The sequence below is a fragment of the Pseudoduganella sp. RAF19 genome (genome assembly GCF_052114165.1).
In the GTDB taxonomy this organism is placed as follows: Bacteria; Pseudomonadota; Gammaproteobacteria; order Burkholderiales; family Burkholderiaceae_D; genus Rugamonas.
Map to the genome: position 1 here is coordinate 1 of NZ_JBFREF010000019.1, position 19,130 is coordinate 19,130.

The 19,130-nt window shown below is 56.8% G+C and carries 16 protein-coding genes and 2 pseudogenes; 10 read left to right on the forward strand and 8 right to left on the reverse strand.

Annotated features, from left to right (window positions below; translation table 11 throughout):
* Nucleotides 1–79: 79 nt before the first annotated feature.
* A protein-coding gene (locus tag AB4Z19_RS30020) for an IS3 family transposase (protein WP_442037091.1) occupies nucleotides 80–1,212 on the forward strand; the annotation gives its coding sequence in 2 pieces (ribosomal slippage) (nucleotides 80–332 and nucleotides 332–1,212; 1,134 coding nt in all).
* A gap of 620 nt (nucleotides 1,213–1,832) precedes the next feature.
* On the opposite strand, the gene AB4Z19_RS30025 is transcribed toward AB4Z19_RS30020, so the two are convergent.
* The gene (locus tag AB4Z19_RS30025; RefSeq protein ID WP_442028118.1) at nucleotides 1,833–2,813 is read right to left on the reverse strand and encodes a GGDEF domain-containing protein; all 981 of its coding nucleotides are present in this window, start codon (nucleotides 2,811–2,813) and stop codon (nucleotides 1,833–1,835) included.
* A gap of 493 nt (nucleotides 2,814–3,306) precedes the next feature.
* Here AB4Z19_RS30025 and AB4Z19_RS30030 point away from each other — a divergent pair, with 493 nt between their 5' ends.
* A complete protein-coding gene (locus tag AB4Z19_RS30030; protein ID WP_442028119.1) occupies nucleotides 3,307–3,516 on the forward strand; it encodes a cold-shock protein in 210 nt (69 codons plus the stop codon).
* A gap of 386 nt (nucleotides 3,517–3,902) precedes the next feature.
* Here the strand turns inward: AB4Z19_RS30030 and AB4Z19_RS30035 are convergent, their stop codons facing one another.
* Both AB4Z19_RS30035 and AB4Z19_RS30040 read right to left on the reverse strand, forming a co-directional pair.
* Nucleotides 3,903–4,202 carry a hypothetical protein gene (locus AB4Z19_RS30035; protein ID WP_442028121.1) on the reverse strand — a complete coding sequence of 100 codons (300 nt, stop codon included), beginning with the start codon at nucleotides 4,200–4,202 and terminating at the stop codon, nucleotides 3,903–3,905.
* Between the two features lie 294 nt (nucleotides 4,203–4,496).
* On the reverse strand, nucleotides 4,497–6,317 hold the full coding sequence (locus AB4Z19_RS30040) for a methyl-accepting chemotaxis protein (RefSeq protein WP_442037093.1): 1,821 nt from the start codon (nucleotides 6,315–6,317) through the stop codon (nucleotides 4,497–4,499).
* Between the two features lie 420 nt (nucleotides 6,318–6,737).
* Here AB4Z19_RS30040 and AB4Z19_RS30045 point away from each other — a divergent pair, with 420 nt between their 5' ends.
* Nucleotides 6,738–7,262, forward strand: coding sequence for a GAF domain-containing protein (locus tag AB4Z19_RS30045; protein ID WP_442037095.1), 525 nt, complete (start codon nucleotides 6,738–6,740; stop codon nucleotides 7,260–7,262).
* 167 nt (nucleotides 7,263–7,429) lie between these two features.
* On the opposite strand, the gene AB4Z19_RS30050 is transcribed toward AB4Z19_RS30045, so the two are convergent.
* Nucleotides 7,430–7,639 (reverse strand): cold-shock protein, encoded by a 210-nt coding sequence (locus tag AB4Z19_RS30050; protein WP_442030186.1) that lies wholly within the window; start codon nucleotides 7,637–7,639, stop codon nucleotides 7,430–7,432.
* Nucleotides 7,640–8,438: 799 nt separating this feature from the next.
* Here AB4Z19_RS30050 and AB4Z19_RS30055 point away from each other — a divergent pair.
* From AB4Z19_RS30055 to AB4Z19_RS30065, 3 genes are all read left to right on the forward strand, one after another.
* Nucleotides 8,439–8,894 carry a hypothetical protein gene (locus tag AB4Z19_RS30055; protein ID WP_442037097.1) on the forward strand — a complete coding sequence of 152 codons (456 nt, stop codon included), beginning with the start codon at nucleotides 8,439–8,441 and terminating at the stop codon, nucleotides 8,892–8,894.
* 162 nt (nucleotides 8,895–9,056) lie between these two features.
* Nucleotides 9,057–9,326, forward strand: a complete 270-nt coding sequence (locus tag AB4Z19_RS30060) for a hypothetical protein (RefSeq protein WP_442037099.1) — start codon at nucleotides 9,057–9,059, stop codon at nucleotides 9,324–9,326.
* A gap of 170 nt (nucleotides 9,327–9,496) precedes the next feature.
* Nucleotides 9,497–9,811: a transcriptional regulator gene (locus AB4Z19_RS30065; protein WP_442028021.1), complete on the forward strand. Its 315-nt coding sequence runs from the start codon at nucleotides 9,497–9,499 to the stop codon at nucleotides 9,809–9,811.
* A gap of 608 nt (nucleotides 9,812–10,419) precedes the next feature.
* Here the strand turns inward: AB4Z19_RS30065 and AB4Z19_RS30070 are convergent.
* The 3 genes from AB4Z19_RS30070 to AB4Z19_RS30080 all read right to left on the reverse strand — a co-directional run bounded on the left by AB4Z19_RS30070 (nucleotide 10,420) and on the right by AB4Z19_RS30080 (nucleotide 13,781).
* Entirely contained in the window at nucleotides 10,420–10,737 is a 318-nt protein-coding gene (locus AB4Z19_RS30070; RefSeq protein WP_442028023.1) for a hypothetical protein, read from the reverse strand.
* 47 nt (nucleotides 10,738–10,784) lie between these two features.
* Nucleotides 10,785–11,423: a hypothetical protein gene (locus tag AB4Z19_RS30075; RefSeq protein ID WP_442028025.1), complete on the reverse strand. Its 639-nt coding sequence runs from the start codon at nucleotides 11,421–11,423 to the stop codon at nucleotides 10,785–10,787.
* Between the two features lie 1,053 nt (nucleotides 11,424–12,476).
* Entirely contained in the window at nucleotides 12,477–13,781 is a 1,305-nt protein-coding gene (locus tag AB4Z19_RS30080; protein ID WP_442037101.1) for a cation:proton antiporter, read from the reverse strand.
* A 653-nt stretch (nucleotides 13,782–14,434) separates the two neighbouring features.
* On the opposite strand from AB4Z19_RS30080, the gene AB4Z19_RS30085 reads away from it, so the two are divergent.
* The 3 genes from AB4Z19_RS30085 (at nucleotide 14,435) to tnpC (ending at nucleotide 17,251) form a co-directional block, all read left to right on the forward strand.
* A complete protein-coding gene (locus AB4Z19_RS30085; RefSeq protein ID WP_442027287.1) occupies nucleotides 14,435–14,713 on the forward strand; it encodes a hypothetical protein in 279 nt (92 codons plus the stop codon).
* 666 nt (nucleotides 14,714–15,379) lie between these two features.
* The gene (gene tnpB / locus AB4Z19_RS30090) at nucleotides 15,380–15,640 is read left to right on the forward strand and encodes an IS66 family insertion sequence element accessory protein TnpB (RefSeq protein ID WP_442027290.1); all 261 of its coding nucleotides are present in this window, start codon (nucleotides 15,380–15,382) and stop codon (nucleotides 15,638–15,640) included.
* Between the two features lie 30 nt (nucleotides 15,641–15,670).
* Entirely contained in the window at nucleotides 15,671–17,251 is a 1,581-nt protein-coding gene (gene tnpC / locus AB4Z19_RS30095; RefSeq protein WP_442027288.1) for an IS66 family transposase, read from the forward strand.
* Between the two features lie 77 nt (nucleotides 17,252–17,328).
* Here tnpC and AB4Z19_RS30100 read toward each other — a convergent pair.
* Nucleotides 17,329–17,496, reverse strand: a pseudogene (locus AB4Z19_RS30100) (transposase); the annotation flags it as partial.
* 551 nt (nucleotides 17,497–18,047) lie between these two features.
* Here AB4Z19_RS30100 and AB4Z19_RS30105 point away from each other — a divergent pair.
* Nucleotides 18,048–18,964: pseudogene (locus AB4Z19_RS30105) on the forward strand (transposase); the annotation flags it as partial.
* Nucleotides 18,965–19,130: the final 166 nt, after the last annotated feature.

Here is a 19,130-nt window from a genome sequence, read left to right on the forward strand (position 1 = left end):
TGATGATCTGCATTGGAAAAATTAGACGCTTCAGAGCGCGAGTTTTTGGTCAATAATTCCTTAGCGGGAGGGTTTGACTATGAAGCGCAAACATTTTCCAGCGGAACAAATCGTGTCCGTGCTGAAGCAGGCCGAATTGGGCATGGCGGTCAGCGACATTGTCCGGCAACTCGGCATTTCTGAGCAGACCTTTTACCGCTGGAAGAAGCAATATGGCGGCATGCAATCCGAAGGCGTGCGGGAGCTCAAAATTCTCCAGGATGAGAATGCACGACTGAAGAAGTTGGTGGCTGAGCTGAGCCTGGACAAGGCAATCCTGCAGGACGTCGCATCAAAAAAGTGGGGCGGCCCGCGCTGAAGCGCTTGGTGGTCGATTACATCATCGAGCACTATGGATTGAAACTGGCGCGGGCCTGTCGGCTGATCAAGCAAGTGCGTAGCACGCAGTATTTGTCGAGCAAGAAGGATCCCAAGCTGGCGCTGCGACAGCGCTTGCGTGAGTTGGCGCAGGTGCGTGTGCGTTGGGGCTATCGGCGTCTGCACGTGCTGCTCAAACGCGAAGGCTTTCAACTAGGCGTCAACCAGACCTACCGGTGGTATTGCTTGGAGCAGTTGCAGTTGCAGTTGCGCGCCTGGCGCAAGAAGCGGCGCAAGAGCGCTGTGGCGCGCCAGGCGCGCATGCAGCCCCGTCAGGCAAACGACGCGTGGAGCATGGATTTTGTGGCCGACCAACTTGCCGACGGAACGAAGATACGCCTGCTGACGATCATCGACATCTACAGCCGYGAGTCGTTGGCCATCGTGGCGGGCTATCGGCTACGTGGCGACGACGTCGTAGCTGCGCTCAACCAGATCATCACAAAGCGCGCGGCGCCCCGATACCTGTTTGTCGACAACGGCGGGGAATTTTCGGGGCAAATGCTGGACCTATGGGCCTACCACCATCAGACCAAGATCGATTTCAGCCGGCCGGGCAAACCAACCGACAACTGCTTTATCGAAACGTTCAACGGGTCACTGCGTGATGAATGCCTGAACGTCCACTGGTTCACCTCCTTGACCGAGGTTCAGGCCATCGTGGAGGCTTGGCGCGTGGACTACAATGAGATCCGGCCTCACATGCGGCCCTTCGAGCGTGCGCCCTCGCAGCCTTTTTTCTCCGGCAGGGGGATGGTGCAGATATTGATAACAATCGTGTCCAACCGCTGCTAGACTGGTTCGCGGAATGTCAATCCCGAATCCACACAAGACCTTGGGAAGATTCAGAAGGCCATTTCTTTGCGTCTCTGACGACTGGCCCGTTTCGGTGGGCTTTTTTTTATGTTCGCCGCCGCCACCAAGCATCCTTTCGCCACCAATGACAGCTTTAGCGGAAATACCCAAAGTCTGGCACAGATGACTTGGTCTCTTGGAACTGCGGGCCCGATGGGCGGGTGATTCTCTTCTACGCGTCGTCGTCCACCGCTCCGTGGCCATGCACGCGATCTCGTCCGAGCCTGTACCGCAAGCCCAAACCCGCACCGTGGTGAATAGAGCGTATTGATGTGTGGCGAAAGCAGAGTTGAACCATGTGGCAATAGCAGCGTGAGTAACGCATGCACTAACGCCAAGCGTTCGCCGCCCGCCCCCATGCTCATACTCCCCAACCTGATCCCATGTGGCGCCTTCCAGCAAGGCGTACCGCGTGCAGAGGTACCCAACTGCCGAACGTTGGACGGCGCGCAACTGGACCTGTCAGTAGGGCGTCAGTTGCATTGGGTCATGGGTGACATGCGTATTCGGCGCCTGGCAGATATTTCCACCCTTCCGCGCCCTTCTTCGCGCGGCCACCATTAATGTGCTGGTGGCTTGGTACGCCGTTTTTGGCGATACATTTCTGTGTCGGCGCGCAGCAAGTAGTCTGGCAGCGAATCTTCACCATGCATATCGCAATTGATCACGCCGATGCTGAGCGACAGTGCGAAGCCGTCTTGTCTGCCAATGTTGAATTGTGCAGTCTTTTCCTTGATACGTTCGACGATTGCACGCGGCGTCGCATTGTCAAATGTGAAGGCTGCAAACTCATCGCCACCAACCCGCCCGACCACATCCGCATGCCGGAAGGCGCTATTGAAGACATATGCCGCAGCACGTATCAACTCATCTCCAGCGGCATGGCCAAACTTATCGTTAATTAACTTTAAGCCGTCCACATCCGCGAAGATCACGGCGCACGCTAATTCCTGGCGACGCGCAATTAACAAGCACTGTTGCGACTTCGCGAGGAATCCACGACGATTCTGCAAGCCGGTCAATTCGTCCCGCGCCGCCAGCTCACACGCTTCCATCCTTCCACATTCACTTGCACGAAGCTCTTCGATGTGACGGGACTGCGTTGCAGCTAATATCTCGCCTCGTTCTTCTTCCCTGTGCAATTGCTCCAACAGCTGGGTGAGACGCACTCCAGCCAATTCTGCCATACACGGAAGCAGCTTGAGGGCATGTCGTCGCACAGCGTGCTCGACAGGTGCCTGCCATACCAATCCAATGTAGCCGCGACTGTGTTCCGCAGTGAATGGCGCGACAACAAGTTTGCCGCCGTCCAGCGTCTGGGCATCAGACGGCAAACCAGCCGCGCCGTTGATGGATTCGCGTAGCCTTCCGCACACTTGATGATCTAACTCAAGGCAGGCGCCCTCGCGCGACGTATCCAGGAAATAAGCGCTATCGCCACTGTCACAGTCACTGTTGGTAATGATCAGAACCGCATCCGGCCGTAACGCCGTTCCATGTTCGATGGCACGCATAACGGCTTCCACGCTGTCGGCGAACATGAGTGCCTTAGCCACCCGAAGCAGCATCGTGAGCTCACCCTTTGTCGACTGGTGCGGCATACCAGCCCCCCCTTCCCCTGCGCCTTCGTCCAGCGCTCGTCCTTAGGTTATCGCTGCCGAACCGGCATGCTTTCAACCTTAATCCTCACCATTACACCCAAATATAAAACGCTGCCAAACTATTGGCGGTGCTGCAGCATTGCCACGACACCAGCAACCGGCTATCCCAAGCGTAATGCTCCTTTCACCACGCACTTCAACATCTTGACGCCATGGCGAATGATCGCCTTTTCTTCATAGAATAATGCTAGGTGCACATGGCGCAGCGTTGTATAGTGGGTTTACTGTGTATAAGCATCTCACATAACCGATGGACTCTGTCCTGACTTGCCGTTCTCGGCAACGCCTGTCCGATTCCCCGCTTATTGACCTCGCCTGTTGGCACCAGCCACCAGGCAATGCCCGGATTCCGACTTTCCTATGAGGTTCCATCATGACATCGCATACCGGCATCGTAAAATGGTTCAATCCAGGCAGAGGCTTTGGTTTCATCACACCAGACGCCGGCGGTCCTGACGTGTTTGTCCACTTCGAGGACATCCGAGTGGAAGGGTTCAAATCGTTGAGTGAAAATCAGAAGGTCTCGTTCGAACGTAGCCCAAGTCCAAAAGGCGAAAAGGCAACGAATGTGTGCCTAGTGTAGCCACTTTGGGACGACGATTGAAGTTGAGCTTCGCCCTTTATCATCAAGGTCTTGAGCGCGATCTTGCGTTGCCATCTGCATCGTCAGGCAGACAAGGAGATGTCGCGCACTTGCTACGCTTATCAATACCTGAGCTTTGTTGGCAGTCGACATCCGCATTACGCACACCCAGCCGCCAGCGCCCCATCGTTGATTACATACGGCGTCGTCAAAGCAAAGGAGCAGCGCAAACCGGATCGCGCCCGATTAGTGCGAGCCGCCGGATGTGAGACCAGCAACCGGCGGCTTCACTTGCGGCGGCACGCGCCTGCGTGACTAGGCCTCTGATTGGCGGGACAACGCAACTGCGGCGCCTATAGGAGCGAATGAGTCTAGGGAGATTGGCCTTAGGCGCCCTCAATATAGTAACCACACATGCAAACAATGGAAACAATTTCTGCTGCGTCCTGACGCTTGAGAAGAATGTCCCGCACCAGTGCAATCTGCGCGCGACTTGGGATAATTTCAGTTGCACTATGCTCCATCCAAGCGGTTAACACTGCCTTCAGTTCCACCGCTGGCAGTGTCGCAACATCTCGCTGCGTCGGCACGCTGGTCGACGGCGGATTGCGCTGTCCCACAGTTCGGCGCTGGGCGGCCGCAATGTTCTCTTCCGGAACGCCAAAGAATCGCTCATTATCAGCCATGCTACCCACCAGTGGTTTCGGAACAGACAATCAGGATAACAGTTATTCATTATGCCGGCACTCCCTTGTGGACAGATAAAAGCCCCCCTTGAACTGGAAAACGTTCGAGCTATCTCCGTACGACCTGAGCAACGGGCGCATCATATGCCGTGATAGGGAAAAACGCAGCACTGCAACGCGCAATGCCACCGCCGCCGATGAACCGCGGTGGTGCTACCAGGGTCCGTCACGGGAAGGCAGCCGTGTAAGCACGTTCCGCTCCGCCTGCATCCTAGCCTGCCGCGTCTTCAGGCCTCATTGCGTCGTCGAGAGAGTGAAACTGGCAACACTCGCGTGCAAACCACTGGCGGCACGCTGCAGTTGGTGAACTGCTTGGCTCGCCACCTGCAGCGATTCCACGGATTGTTGCGAGGCATCGCTGAGTTGGGACATTGTGTCGGAAATTTGCGTCGCACCGACCGACTGCGACTGCATGCCCTGCAACACCATATCGAACTGCGGCACCAGCTTCTGCACTTCCTCCATCACACGGGACAGCTGCAGCGACACGCGACGCACTTCGGTAACACTGCGGCGTATTTCTTCAGAAAATTTGTCCATACCCATGACGCTGGCCGACACGGCCGACTGCATCTCCTTGAGCATCTGCTCAATGTCCCACGTCGAGACCGACGTCTGGTCTGCCAATCGTCGGATCTCCGACGCGACAACCGAGAAGCCGCGCCCTGCTTCGCCGGCCTTCTCTGCCTCGATCGCCGCATTCAGCGACAGAAGATTGGTCTGGTCTGCCACTTTGGTGATGGTAACCAACACGCTGTTGATGTTGCTCGCCTTCTCCGATAACGCTGCCAGCTTCGCGTTGATGGTATTGGTGGCCGCAACAATGTCCTGCATGGTGCCGTCCATACGCATCAGATCACCCTTCGCCTGCGCCGTAGCGGTGGTAGTGTAGTCGGCAACAGCTACTGCATCCTCCATTGTTTTCAAAAGATGAGTCGTGTTGGCCGATATTTCCTTCGTGGTGCTCAACACTTCAAGCGAAGTCTGGGCATGCTCCACGCCGGTTGCCTCCAGCTGTCTGGCCGATGCTGCGATTTCCGTCGCCGACGTCGTCACCTGAATGCCGGCCTTTTGCACATTGTCGATGAGCGCACGCAGATTAGCGAGCATCTTGGCCAGGCCATCGCCCAACTGGCCGATGGCGTCGCTCCCCGTCACGTTGACCTGCCCGGTAAGATCACCTACCGTCGCCCGGGACACGACGACCAACAGCGCATCAACTTTCGATTTCAGAAGAGATGCTGCCGCGACCTCTTTGCCAAGACTTTCCTGGATCGCTTGCGCCATTCGATTAAACGCTGCTGCGACCTGCCCCATTTCATCGCTGGAGATCACTTCAGCCCGTGCCGACTGGTCGCCCTGGCCGATCCGAGTGACGGCATTCGTAAGCATATTTAGCGGTGCCAACAAAGACCGTGCCAGCCAAACCGAAACCGCTAGCGCCAGCCCGATGCACAAGGCCCCGCCGACCGTCAGGACCAGCAGCATCGCCTTTTGCAACGCTGAAGAAGTCTGAGAACGCGCAACGAGCAGGCGCTCCTCTTCGTCACTTGCGGCCTCATTCAGTTGTGCGATCTGAACGGAAGTCTGCATCGCCCTTTTCAACGCTAGGGAAGCACCAGCTTGCTCAGCTCCCCCTGGTTTTTGCCCCCACATTTCACGCCGCTCGACTAATCCGTGAATTTGGTTTTGTGTCCAGTCGTCAGCCAGTACAGCTATGCGTTTAAAGCGGCTCTGTCGTTCCGGGCTATCTGCAGTCAATTCAGTCGCTTTGACTATTTGCCTGTGCATCGCCGACTCGAGTTCGGGCAACGACGCCAGATCGCCCGGCGCTCCGGTAAGTAGATAGCCGCGCGCGACGGCTTGAATGGCGAAAACACTGTTGGAAATGCGCTGTGCTTCAAGCATCACTTCCATGGTGTGTTTGTCCCATTCGTTGGCCTCGGACATTCGGACGAAATTGCTGTACGCGAGGGCAAGCAGGCACAGGATGATGGTGATGATGGCACCAAAACCCACACCCAATTTTGCCCTGATAGAGAGGTTCTTGAGCATGCGGTCTCCTGAAATGCTTAAGGGATGTGCCAATGTAACATTCAATCAGCAGACATTGTTTCGTAGCATCTTAGCAGGAACACTCATAGATCGGACTTACGATGCAGGAATTGCGGATCAGGTTGTCAAACGACACATGGTAAAGCGGCCGCTTGTTCAGAAACGCATGTCGACAACAACACCGCGTTTCGCATAGCACCTACACCCACTATCTCGCCGAGCTTTTTCCGGTACACCCTCGCCTGCTTGACATACAAATCGGGCGCGATTGCCGCTTCGACACGATCGGCCATTCCCGGAATCAGCCAGGTACCACATCTGGCGTGAAACGGCCCCTAGCATCCGCCAATACCCGTGCCATACTAAAATGATGCAAACTATGAATAGTTGACCCATAACTCAATGCGCCGCTGAACGAACATGGACGATATTTTGAATCTCGCCACACTCCAGGCAAGCTACGCTAAGCCAGTCGACCGTAACTTAGAAGCCCACATCAAGCAATGCATTACACGAGTCGCTGACGCCGACGCACAAGGCATTGCAATGGTTGGTGCAAACCTCGCATTAGAAGCTTGTCGTGCCGGCTCCGCGGGGGTGAGCCTGCTAGACCGCTCGAGTTCAACAGGCCAATTCAACTGGACAGCACTGACCGGACTTGTATTTGACCTGAAAGGGGGCCAGTCTCCTCGGCACGATAGTGCCTGCGGCGATTGCCTTGACCGCCGCGAGGCATTGCTCTTTCGAAGCCCGGCCCAGCGGTACGCGTGGATGCAAAACTTGCCCGTCCTTGTCGATGAGCTATTGGTAGCCCCGCTGTTTGATTCAACGGATACGCCACTCGGCACGGTCTGGGTTGTACACCATTCACCAATGGAACACTTTGACGCCACGGACATGCACTATTTGGAACTGATCGTCAAACTGATGCAGAAACACCTGTAGCATCTGACTCCCCGCGCCGCTGACAACTACTGCGCGCTGACGCCGTCCGCCAGTGCCAGTGGGATTATGGAAGGGAAAGGCCAACAAGTAGCGCCGTGCGGCGAAGAGTCGGCCTTAGGTATCGGCGCTCCTCGCCTCAGCGGGAACGTCCATCTCACATGCGTTTTTCAAATAATACGAATATTGCTTGCTTTCTCACCTTTGGGACTATTCGAGCGCTCGAATGAAACGCGCTGGTTCTCGGACAGACTCTTGAAGCCATCCGATTGGATATCCTGGAAGTGCGCAAATAGATCGGCACCGCCTGAGTCCGGAGTGATAAAGCCAAAACCTTTGGCGTCATTGAACCATTTTACGGTTCCGGTTTGGGTAGTCATTTTTAGTCCTTTTAAATGCATGGGCAAGACGCCCGGGCGCACATTTGACCAAGAGGAATAACGGAGGGCATCAAACAGGACCGCGCGACGGCGAGACAGGAGAGAGGGACCAACAATAAAACGACTTGATGTAGTGCCAGGTTCACAATACAGGATAACCGCCGGTTTTCCTAATCATTTCGCATTTATTTTGAAGCTGGCGAATTTCCCAAACGGCACCGGCCGACTGGTACGTTTCGAACGCTGCCGCGACGTCCGCCGCCCACGCCCGATCTCCCGACCGGACCACCACGTACAGCGACCGGCATACGCCATCTGTGCGCGGGAAGATGCCGTCAGCCCTACTACTTCAGCAATGCCCCAGCGCTGCCTCCCGAAGGAACCAAATATATATTTAATCGCATCCAACGTGCGCGCTTCACAAGCGCGTATAGTAGATGTATCGCACCCTCGCGCCTGTTCTCAATATGGGTTCCGCCTTGTCTGGTCTCGTCGCACAGGCAATTCCGCAAAACCCGTCATTCCTTGCTCCGCTCGCGTGCAACACTTTCAGTTCGACGGAGACCGCCATGCCTAATTCATCCCGCTCATCACGCGGCCAGCGTTCGTCGCCGCAATTGCGACGTCGGTATCGCTACGATGCCGACTATATGGAAAGCGTGCTTGACTGCGACGCTGTGACCGCTATCGCCTCTGCGGTGGAGTGCGCCGTCTCGTTGATCGATGACGGGCCAAATGACATCGAAGCGAGCGAAGAAAGACACGCTGCATACGAATCGCAGGCAATGAGGTAGCTCCGATGACACCGATTACATCAACAAGCAAGTACGATGACCGGCGCGTGGACAGCGACGCGACCAAGCTCGTCACGTCGGCGCTTCGGCTCAACCGCGCAAAGGGGCGTGTGCCGGCTTGCCATTATTTACGCAAGTGTTCAATTCCCGCACAAATTCTGATGCGCGTGCTGTCCCTGCAGGGTCCACGCCAAAGTAGTGATGCCCGCTCTATTCACGACGCCCCTGCCGTGCCAGGCGCCAACGCAGTAGGAGCCGAACAGTGCGGCGCGCAGGCAGGTGGACGTGAATGCGGCCACCTTGCCGCCACGCGTCGCGTTAATGTGATACCGGGCCTGATTTGTGAACGTGCCGTGTACGCACTCCAAATGGAAAGCCGCGAATACACCGTGAGCTTAGTAGGGATGTATAGCCTGAAGAAGGTGGCCACGGTCACGCGCGTGACCGTTCAACCAAAGTAAGGGCAAGAAAAGGTCAGCGCCCACATCGACAATTTCTCATTCAGCCCACACCACATGCGGTGCGAACAATGTTTTTCGCATGATATTGCAAGCGGCAACGGTCTGGACCTTTGCTGCACGACACTCTGAAGCAGATGTTCTTCCCTTGAATATGGGGTTTATATGGAAAATATGTTGCAGTGGAAAGCCTCCTATTTTCGCTCTGATGGCAGCCCCGGGCTGGTCTACATGGCCTTCCCTCAGGAACCAATGATGGCCGATCTCATGGATTCAATTCTTGGGTGGGACCTGGACAGCCAGTACCAGATCGTGAACGCCGAACCCGGCGCAGATCGTACGGCGCAAGCGATAGCGTTCTTTGAGTTAAATCACATTACGAGGGTTTACGTGCGATCGTTGGACGACCTCCTCGATTCGTCATCGGACGCATAGCATTCTACCGGCTCGCGCTGCGCGCGACATTTTGGAATACGTCGACAGCGCTGCAGACCCTGATGGACAGTCGCGGTGCATGGAGGGGGAGGCGCCGTAAATGACCGCGCATGGAACGAGGTTCAATGYATACGCAGATACAAGAATGCATCATCATCAGTGGAGGTTGTATGGAACTGATAGAAGCGGAAGAGCTCGCCGAACTCGAGCATATCCTGCGCAGAAATCGATTGCCGCCAAATGAATTTTCGTTAAAGGCCACCGACACAACGGATCCCAAAACCGACGAGGTTCAGGCTTTGCAGGGTGAATTGACCATCTGCCGCGAATCGACCGGCCAAACAAGGCAATACGTCATCGGCGACGGCAGCCCCTGGCTGAAATTGTTTCGCGATGACGTCAGGGGTGGCGCCTTTCTCGACAAGAACTCACGGAAGGCACGTCCCTTTTCCAGACGGCCAAGCACGGCACAACCTCCAGCATAGTCATGCTGAGGCCGCGACTAACTTGAGGCACCTGGCAAATGAGCAACCTGACTAAAGTAGTTCGGCGCGAAGATGTTTGGACCGCTGAGCTTGTGCAATACGGCGTCGCCCTGCGCAGCATCATTGGGCTTGCTGAGGCGCGGCGATATTTGCTTTCCCGATGCGTTCCGTTAAAGGTCGTTGAACGAGTGCTGTCGATCCGAGGATTTCCTCGTCGCCTGAAATCGCGGAAAGAGTAGATGCCAGCACATGCAAACAAGCAGGCGTCCCGCCTGCCTGCAGACCTGTTGCTTTTACATTCCAGCATTGCTCAAGATATTTTCTATGACATAGGGCTGAAGCATTCACTCAACTGATGCTCATCGTCATGTTGCCCACCCGGCATTGAGGCCAGTAAACGCAACGCCAGGTCCTTAGTGCCTCGGCACCGACACTCCGGTCCACAAGGGCTAGTCATGAAGGCTTCCCGCGCCAAGTGATGTCAGGCGCAGACCACAATGAACGAATGGCGTGCTGTGCTCGCACGGACTGCACGCGCGCAAACGATCGGGGCCGGCCTGCAGAGCAACTTACGCTTCGACTCGGCAGGCATCGGCGCAAATACCCAGTTATTGTTGGGTGCGCACGGCCCCACCGGTCCAATGACCGCTCCAGCGCTGGGTGTCCTGATCACAGACCAGGTGCTGGGCGTCCAGCTGATGAACACCATTGCCAAGCCAGTGTGCGATGGCAATGCGCGCAGCGTCATCGCATTTGGCAGACTCGCTCATTTCCTTGTGCCAAAGGCTTCCCGGAAATTCCAACGAATACTTGAACTCACCGAACAGGGAGTGGTCGGCCCAAATCGATATCTGCGCCATCGTCTTCAATACAGAAACGTGGAGGTGTGCCTCGACACCAGGCCGGACCACAAAATTCAACTTCATGAGAGCTCCCTATGTGAGCACGGAATGGATTGCGACTTCCGGGCAGACTACAAGTTCGGATGACCTGCGGCGAAGGCGATGGCATCGCACAATTGGTCGTATCGATAACCACCATACAGGTAGTGCCCCTCGACATACACGATGCCATGCCGTTTCATGATGGTTTCATCATCGTCAGTCGGATGAAATGCCACCTGCCAACTTGGCCGAAACGACACGTCGCGCACGAAGCCTTCCTTACCATGTTCCACAACCGCATAGCGCAACGCGTCCCGGAACAATTCGTATTGGTACTGACGGAACAGGTACCGCTTCCCATCGAAAGAAATCTCAAAGCGCGCAGCCAGGTTTTCATCCGTGTCCTTGCGTGCCGACGTATCACGCGTAATGCCCATGCCTTTGCTCTCGCAGCAGTCTGGGGACTCATTCAGCGCTAAAACTTGGCGCTGACCTTTTGCGGCCGCATCATTGTTGGCTTCCTCTCGCGTGTCAAAGGCATTCTCTGGAAAAATGATGGTGCGCCTGATCTTGTCAGGCCGGTACTCACCGCTCCTGTCGGACGGTGGTGACAGGTGTTTAAGCAAGACGGTGGACGCAAACCTGATCCTTCCATCGTGACAATTGAACTGGGCACATCTTAGGGTAATTTTCCATCCTTGAAACCACGATGTCGTCTGGCGGCGCATAGCGCTCTCCATCACTCGATTTCGGGCTCATCCTAGGAAGGAGGTGGCGACGAGCAAGCGCCCCTTCCCGGCGCAGTACCGGAGGCGCGTACGGTGCGCATGTATGGTACCCACGGCGCCCTCGGGCCCTGAGGCGATTGCATACTCGCATCCGCGCCAAGGAAGACCGGTACAAAATAGCGATGGCGGCGGGGTGCCAACTACCGACTATACGCTCACAAGCTGCAATGACCTAACGAATTCAGCATCCCGGGCACCTTGCGATTAGCCGCAACTGCTGCTCATCGGGACGCTCGAGATGCCATTACTTGTCGAGGGTCCACACTCTTCTCCAGTCGTGGCTTGCGGTAGACTGACACTCGCCTCGTTCTCCGGGCCAGTCAACGACGCCATCCGCACCGCAAGGCACGCCCTGCACGCGGAAGCGCCGAAGCGCACCAGCGCTGAATGGTCTCCCCCGCCAAAGCCGGATTACATACATAACAAGCCTGCGTCCTTCACGTCCGGCATTCGGTTCCCTGACTTCCTAACCAGGAATCTTGCTCGCCCGCCCGTCGATACGTCATCGTAGACCGGCGCATCAAGCCGATATCAATTCCCAATGGCTGCGCCATTGAAGGCGTGCTAGCATCATTGATTCGCAGTGCGGATTTGGCCCCTCCCTGGCCAGTGAAACTGCATCGCACGCCTTACGTTCTGATGGCTGCGTCGCCCGTCCCACGTGCCCGGCACTGCGCCGATATACCAATCCATTGCGAGGACATGATGAAAACTATACTTTCGAACCGAAGGCTCAACGTCGACCAGTTTCGCGATCTGGACCACGCGATTGACCTGGTTCATACCCATGGCTGGCGGTATGCAGTCGTGTATTTACGCAACCACCGCATTGCGGAGTCGACGCTGCAACGCGTACTGTTTGGTGATTGGGAGCGCCGTCGCGCGTCTGCCAACGAATTGGCCGTGCTTCAATGCAAGCTCGCCGGCTCATGCTAATGCGCGGCGCATCGCCTGCCACGCAGTCCGGGACGGTGCGTGCGAACCCAACGGCCCTCATTGCTGATGGCGCCGGCTTTCAAACCACTTCATCAGCGGTTGCACGGTAATGCCGTGAACCAGAATCGACGCAGTGACGACCCCTAAAGTCAATGTGACGAACTGTTGCGCAATCCCACCCGACACTCCGTGATTGAGCGCGAACATGAGGTAGTAAACCGAACCTATCCCACGGATTCCGAGCCATCCAACAAGCGCCTGTTTGTGCAAAGGAACACTGGAGCCAGCCATACCTAGCAAGATCGATGCAGGGCGCACAATCAAAAACAGCAGCGGGATAAACCACCACAGACTGCTGGCACTGGCAATATAAGGCAACATGGTGCCGATCATCAGGACAATCCCAAGTTCAGCGATCCTTTCAAGCTGCTCATTGAACCCAAGCACAGCGCGCGTCATGGCGCCGCTGGCATGATGGGAATGGGTAGCAGCGTCCTCAACGTCGGGTTGGTGCTCGCCAGGAATCCGCCCCAAGGGTGCTGTCCCAGCTAGCGGAAAATCCCGCGCCCGTCGTAGCGAGAGGCCGGCAAAGAAGACTGACAAAAATCCTGACGCCAGACAAAGTTGTGCGGCACCGAAGGAGACAGCTATGACACCTAGCGAAAGAAACTCATCCATGCCAACCGCACTATGATGCCTCGTTCGCAAATGGATAACCAGCTTGCCAAGCGCCGCACCGAGAAGTGTGCCGATCAATCCACCGCCGATGGTCGACCATATCAGGTCCACCGTCCACCAGTGCCAACCGAGGTCGCCCAGATCATGCAACTGCATCATGCCCAATCCCAGCAGGACAAGCGGAAATGCTGTGCCATCGTTAAGGGCTCCTTCACCTGCCAGACTGAACCGCGTTGGCTCATGGTCCGAACCAGGCTCCGATTGAATCGCTGAGGCCAGAACCGGATCGGTCGGTGCCAGTATTGCTCCCAACAAGACAGCGGCGCCAAGCGGCAAGCCCAATCCAAACATCCCGACAACAGCAATCAGGCCGACCGTCAACGCCATCGACACGAAGGCCAACCGATATGGCGCAATCCATCGGTGGTCTAGCATTGGCACCTCGAGCTTCAAGCCAACAGAAAATAATGAGATCAGCAGTGCGACTTCCGTCATTAACTCGAGCGTCGCAGCATGTGCAATCGGCGCCAGGTCGATGACAGCAATCCCGTACGGGCCGAGCAACACGCCAAGCCCTAGATATATCATTGCGCCGCTGAGCGGCAGGCGCGATACCAACGTCCCAATGAGCATCATTGCGATCAGGATCAAGCCAGCCAAGAGTGCCCAAGTGGCGTTCGACATTGCAGATCTCCATTAGAAGTGCGCTCTGAATCTCTCCTCGATACTGTCATCAGTCGGCTCCGGGCCAACGCGTCGAAGATCGAAACGCCAGTGCCCCACCAGTCCCGCGTAAATATCCCGCGCGGCGATTGCGTAGGCTGACCATCAAGACAAGGCCGCCGTGAGATCGGCGGCAGACCTCCAGCTAATCCGCATGGTTTCCAGCGAACCAGGCGACGCGAAGCGTTTGGGGCGCTGGTCAGTACATCTACGAAGCAGGTCACGCAAAACGGCTAGTTTGAATGCAACACAGTGTTGCTGAGGAACATATGTGCGCAGCGTCGTCTCGGATCATGTCACCATAGATGCCGCAAACAATGTTTCACTATCCGGCGAGCGTAACCAGTTCGGCTCTGCGAAGCTGATCACCTTGGTGCCGAAACGATTCAGGATCAAACGCAAATGATTTCAAGGGCTCACTTCGCGGCGACACGTCGAACCGCTTACATCGCACAGATCCCGCGGTGAGTGCAGTAGCGCCGCTGCAGTATAGATGTTTGCCAAATATTACGCGCTTTCTCTCGCGGACTTGATTCACGCTTGCTGGCCCGCGGAAGACAGTTGCCATTCTTGAGCGTACACTGAAGTCAGCACAACACCGTTAATCCATCCACATGGAAAAAGATTCGCCCGCCATTGATCTCGCATTAGTTCACTCGACCAAATGCCAGCAATTACTGGAGGAGGAAGAATTGAATGAGGCGATACGCGACTGCATTGCGCAAGGGATCGAACCGCCGCTTCCGCCATGTGACAAGCTAACCCCAGATTACGCGCATTGCGTGGAGGCGGCGAAGGCATCCTTATCGGACTATGGTTGGTGGAAGAAACGGCTAAAGCTCCAAAGCGCCCGCACGGGCAGCGGCCGCGTGATGGGCCAATATCACTCGTGATGGAGCGCTGGGCATGGCTGCACCACTGCGCTGTTTGCCAATCATCCTTGCTGTCCAACGCACCATCTCTTGTCCGGCCCAGGCGATATTTTCAGAATCAGTGACGCATCATGGCGCGTCTGGTTCCGACCTGACTTTGTCGATCGATCATTCGCATCGCCCATTACGTCTCTTGCCGCACAGACTAGGGAAGAACCTTGCGTTATAAGCAAGTTACCTAGTTTTGTCGGGAGTCTGTTATGAAGCTGCTTATCATGTTGTGTTCAGCCATCGCCGTCTTGAGCGGCTGCGTCATCTCGCCACTTTACGGAGTCGACGGCAGGGATCATGCCAGAGGCCACGAGCGGAGGGACCGTGACGAAAGTCGCTACTACCTCAATCGTGATCGGGACAGCAGCGACCGCCATGCTGAACCCTATCGAAACTGACCAAGCGCTCGCTGCCAAAGAAAGACTGGCCTCCATTTGGCAGCCGCGGCGAGCACCACGTCCGAGGGCCCACAGGCAACCGCCTACTGCCCACCCTTTTTTCTAAGGATCTATCGGCTTGCCGACACCGCTTTGATTTGCACCAGCACCCACAGCAAAGCACCCCATAAGTCATCAGGAGCCTACAGCCGGGGGACAGAGCCGGGCCCTAACCTTCCACAGGAAATTCCTTGTAGGGATTGGTCGCACTAGCGCAGGCCGTCACCGTAGCAATGGGATGTTCGTGTTTCGCGGCCGACGCTGCGATCTGGTCAAGCTGCTGTGGTGGGATGGTGATGGCCTGTGCCTGTTCGCCAAACGCCTCGAGCGTGGCCGCTTCATCTGGCCGCAAGCAAGCAATGGCAGCGTGGCGTTGACACAGGCGCAGTTATCCATGCTGTTGGAAGGCATCGACTGGCGCCGCCCACAACGTAGCTGGCGCTCCACAGCGGCCTTATAAACATGACATCAGCCGCGTAAACTGGGCCACATGCTCAACGCCGCCGACCTGCCCAACGATATTGCCGCCCTCAAGGCGTTGCTGCTGGCCAGCGAAGCGCGCGCCGTGCAGAGTGAAACCCGAGCGGCACAAAGCGAGGCGCGCGTGGCATACCTGGCCGCCGAACTTTCCACGCGCACAGCGGAAATCGAACACCTGAAGCTGGTGCTGGCCAAACTCAGGCGCATGCAGTTCGGCCGTTCTTCCGAAAAACTGGATCAACAGATCGAACAGCTGGAATTAAAGCTCGAAGACCTTGAAACAGAGGAAGCTGTCGCCGAGGTGCAAGCGCCACTGGAATTGGCGCCGCGTAAAAAAGCCGAGCGCAAGCCGCTGCCGCCACATTTGCCGCGAGAAGAACGCGTGTCCCAACCCGCCAGCACAGCCTGCCCTGAGTGTGGCGGCAAGCTCAAGCACCTGGGCGAAGATGTTTCGGAGCAGCTGGAGTATGTGCCGGCAAGTTTTCGTGTAATTCGCCACGTGCGGCCAAAGCTGGCATGCAGCTGCTGCGATGTCATCGTGCAGGCACCGGCTGCCAGTCGTCCCATTGCTCGTGGCCTGCCTGGCCCCGGCCTGCTGGCGCATGTGCTGGTCGCGAAATTTGCCGATCACCTGCCGCTTTACCGCCAAAGCACGATCTACGCTCGCGAAGGTGTGGAACTGGAGCGCGGTCTCTTGGCCAGCTGGGTCGGCGCCAGCAGCGCGCTGCTGCGCCCACTGGTCGATGCATTGCGTGGTCATGTCTTTGCTGCCACCAAACTGCATGCCGACGATACGCCATTGCCGGTGCTTGCGCCCGGCAACGGCAAGACTCGCACGGCTCGCCTGTGGACCTACGTGCGCGACGACCGCGACAGCGGCGATAGCACACCGCCGGCGGTCTGGTTCGCGTATTCGCCCGATCGCAAAGGCGAACATCCGCAAGCTCACTTGGCTGGATTTAGCGGCGTATTGCAGGCTGATGCTTATGCTGGCTTCAACGCCGTCTACGATAGCGGCCGTGTAGCCGAAGCAGCTTGCTGGGCGCATGCGCGCCGGAAGTTTTATGACCTGCATGCGGCGCGCCCATCGGCACTAACTACCGAGGCACTGCGCCGCATCGGTGAACTATACGCAATCGAAGAAACCATTCGAGGTAAGCCGCCCGACGAACGCAGTGCCGTAAGACGACTACAATCTCGACCGCTGCTCGATGACTTCGAGCGATGGTTACGCAAGGCGCTTGAAACATTATCACGCAAGTCCGACACGGCAGCCGCGATTTTGTACGCGCTCAAACTCTGGCCAGCGCTAACGCGCTACGTCAGTGATGGGCGCATCGAGATCGATAACTCAGCTGCTGAGCGTGCACTGCGCGGTGTGGCACTGGGGCGGCGAAATTTCCTGTTTGCCGGCGCCGATAGCGGAGGCGAACGCGCAGCCGCTATGTATGGGCTAATCGGAACTGCCCGGCTGAACGGCATCGACCCCGAAGCCTGGTTGCGCCATGTGCTGGCGCACATCGCCGATCACCCCGTGAACCGGGTCGACGACTTCCTGCCCTGGAACTGCGCCGCCAAGCTGGCCGACTGAACTCCGCTTCCCAGCGGTGCGCTGCAAATCATCGCGCCATCATCGATTTCCCTCAAGACGGTACGAAGCAGACGCTTACCGTTCTGGTGCAGCTTGCGCCAATGGAACAGCTGATTTGGATTGACGCCATGCTGGCGTGCCACCATCGATACCGATTTGCCGGGCTCGAGGCTTTCCCTGACCATTGCCAGTTTCTCGTCGCTCGACCAACGCCGCCGGCGTTCCGGCCCCGTCAATACTTCCATCACTTCCTGTTTAGTACTAGTCATGAACACAGTCTTATGCCTACCCGCTATTGTAAGTGGGAAGACGTGTCCGGCGTTTCAGGGGGCTGCTCCAGCACGTCGCATGTGACTCATTTGCAGTGGGTGACTTGTAACAGAGTGACTTTCGACTGGTGGCAGCTACTACTCGGCAGTCTGGTGACAACACACGCGAATATCGTGGCAGTGGCGGTCTCGAGGTTTGGTTTCGATATAAAGCGACCGCCCATACCGCGCCAGCGTCGCTTTAAAGTTGGCGTACTATGAAATTGGTTAAAGGCCCGGCTCACCTGGCGCCAAAGATCGCTTCCGTATTCATCCGTGTTCATTTGCACTCCGACATGACCCAGTACGATTGACCCGCCTTAGCAGCGACAGACTGCGGAGGAGTGCTCTACGCTTCACACGCGGCGATCGCTCTACTTCCCTACTATCATAAGGCGATAACCCCGCTCTGTACGCATGAGATAGCCCCTTGAATTACCAGACACAGTCGATGCTGTATCCTTACGGATAGGAATAAGACTGTGAATATGACTAGTAACAAGCAAACCATCGAAGTCGTGACGGTGACCGAAGAGCGACGCCGACGCTGGTCAGTGCAGGAAAAGGCTGCGCTGGTCAAGGAAACGTATGAGCCTGGCATGAGCGTGTCGCTGGTGGCCCGCAAGCATGGCATCAGTGCCAGTCAATTATTCAACTGGCGCAAGCTTGAGCGCGAAGGCGGCCTGGTCGCCGCGCATTCTGGTGAATCGGTCGTGCCGGCGAGCGAACTGGCAGCGGCACGCGCCCAGATCGCGCAATTACAGCGCATGCTCGGGAAAAAGACAATGGAAGCAGAGATCCTGCGCGAAGCGGTCGAGCTGGCCCGCGAAAAAAAGTGGATTGCGCGCTCACCCTTATTGGACAAGGACGGGCAGTAAAGCCTGTCTGCGTAGCTCTTGGTGTAGCGCGCTCGCACGTGATTGCCCTCCTTGCACGACCTGCGGACTGGATCGACCGGCGTACCGTGGCCAGACTTGATCCGGTCGCCGACGCAATGCTTGTCGACGCCGTACGCGCCGAGATTACGGCACTGCCGACCTATGGCTATCGTCGCGCCGGCGCCCTGGTGAACCGTACGCGCAGCCTGATGGGCCTGCGTCCTGTGAACCACAAGCGCATGTACCGCGTGATGAAAACGCAGGGTTTGCTGCTACCGACGTCGCCTAGGCGTAGTGATAGTGGCCGCGCTCATGATGGCAAAGTGATGGTCGAGGAATCGAACCAGCGCTGGTGCTCCGATGGCTTCGAGATCGCCTGCGACAACAGCGAGGTAGTGACTGGCGTTTTCATGAAGGACTGCTGTGACCGGGAGATCATTGCCTGGCGTGCCTGGATAGGTCGAGGATTGCCTGGTGAGCCGGTGCGCGACATGATGATCGAGGCCGTGGAAGCGCGTTTCGGAAGCACGAACCAACGGGCGATTACTGATCTGCATTGGAAAAATTAGACGCTTCAGAGCGCGAGTTTTTGGTCAATAATTCCTTAGCGGGAGGGTTTGACTATGAAGCGCAAACATTTTCCAGCGGAACAAATCGTGTCCGTGCTGAAGCAGGCCGAATTGGGCATGGCGG

What these genes read in the sequence shown, in the direction of transcription:
- AB4Z19_RS30025 (WP_442028118.1), bottom strand. Translation starts at nt 2,813, where the DNA reads ATGTTCGCCGACAGCGTGGAAGCCGTTATGCGTGCCATCGAACATGGA.
- AB4Z19_RS30030 (WP_442028119.1), top strand. Translation starts at nt 3,307, where the DNA reads ATGACATCGCATACCGGCATCGTAAAATGGTTCAATCCAGGCAGAGGC.
- AB4Z19_RS30035 (WP_442028121.1), bottom strand. Translation starts at nt 4,202, where the DNA reads ATGGCTGATAATGAGCGATTCTTTGGCGTTCCGGAAGAGAACATTGCG.
- AB4Z19_RS30040 (WP_442037093.1), bottom strand. Translation starts at nt 6,317, where the DNA reads ATGCTCAAGAACCTCTCTATCAGGGCAAAATTGGGTGTGGGTTTTGGT.
- AB4Z19_RS30045 (WP_442037095.1), top strand. Translation starts at nt 6,738, where the DNA reads ATGGACGATATTTTGAATCTCGCCACACTCCAGGCAAGCTACGCTAAG.
- AB4Z19_RS30050 (WP_442030186.1), bottom strand. Translation starts at nt 7,639, where the DNA reads ATGACTACCCAAACCGGAACCGTAAAATGGTTCAATGACGCCAAAGGT.
- AB4Z19_RS30055 (WP_442037097.1), top strand. Translation starts at nt 8,439, where the DNA reads ATGACACCGATTACATCAACAAGCAAGTACGATGACCGGCGCGTGGAC.
- AB4Z19_RS30060 (WP_442037099.1), top strand. Translation starts at nt 9,057, where the DNA reads ATGGAAAATATGTTGCAGTGGAAAGCCTCCTATTTTCGCTCTGATGGC.
- AB4Z19_RS30065 (WP_442028021.1), top strand. Translation starts at nt 9,497, where the DNA reads ATGGAACTGATAGAAGCGGAAGAGCTCGCCGAACTCGAGCATATCCTG.
- AB4Z19_RS30070 (WP_442028023.1), bottom strand. Translation starts at nt 10,737, where the DNA reads ATGAAGTTGAATTTTGTGGTCCGGCCTGGTGTCGAGGCACACCTCCAC.
- AB4Z19_RS30075 (WP_442028025.1), bottom strand. Translation starts at nt 11,423, where the DNA reads ATGCGCCGCCAGACGACATCGTGGTTTCAAGGATGGAAAATTACCCTA.
- AB4Z19_RS30080 (WP_442037101.1), bottom strand. Translation starts at nt 13,781, where the DNA reads ATGTCGAACGCCACTTGGGCACTCTTGGCTGGCTTGATCCTGATCGCA.
- AB4Z19_RS30085 (WP_442027287.1), top strand. Translation starts at nt 14,435, where the DNA reads ATGGAAAAAGATTCGCCCGCCATTGATCTCGCATTAGTTCACTCGACC.
- tnpC (WP_442027288.1), top strand. Translation starts at nt 15,671, where the DNA reads ATGCTCAACGCCGCCGACCTGCCCAACGATATTGCCGCCCTCAAGGCG.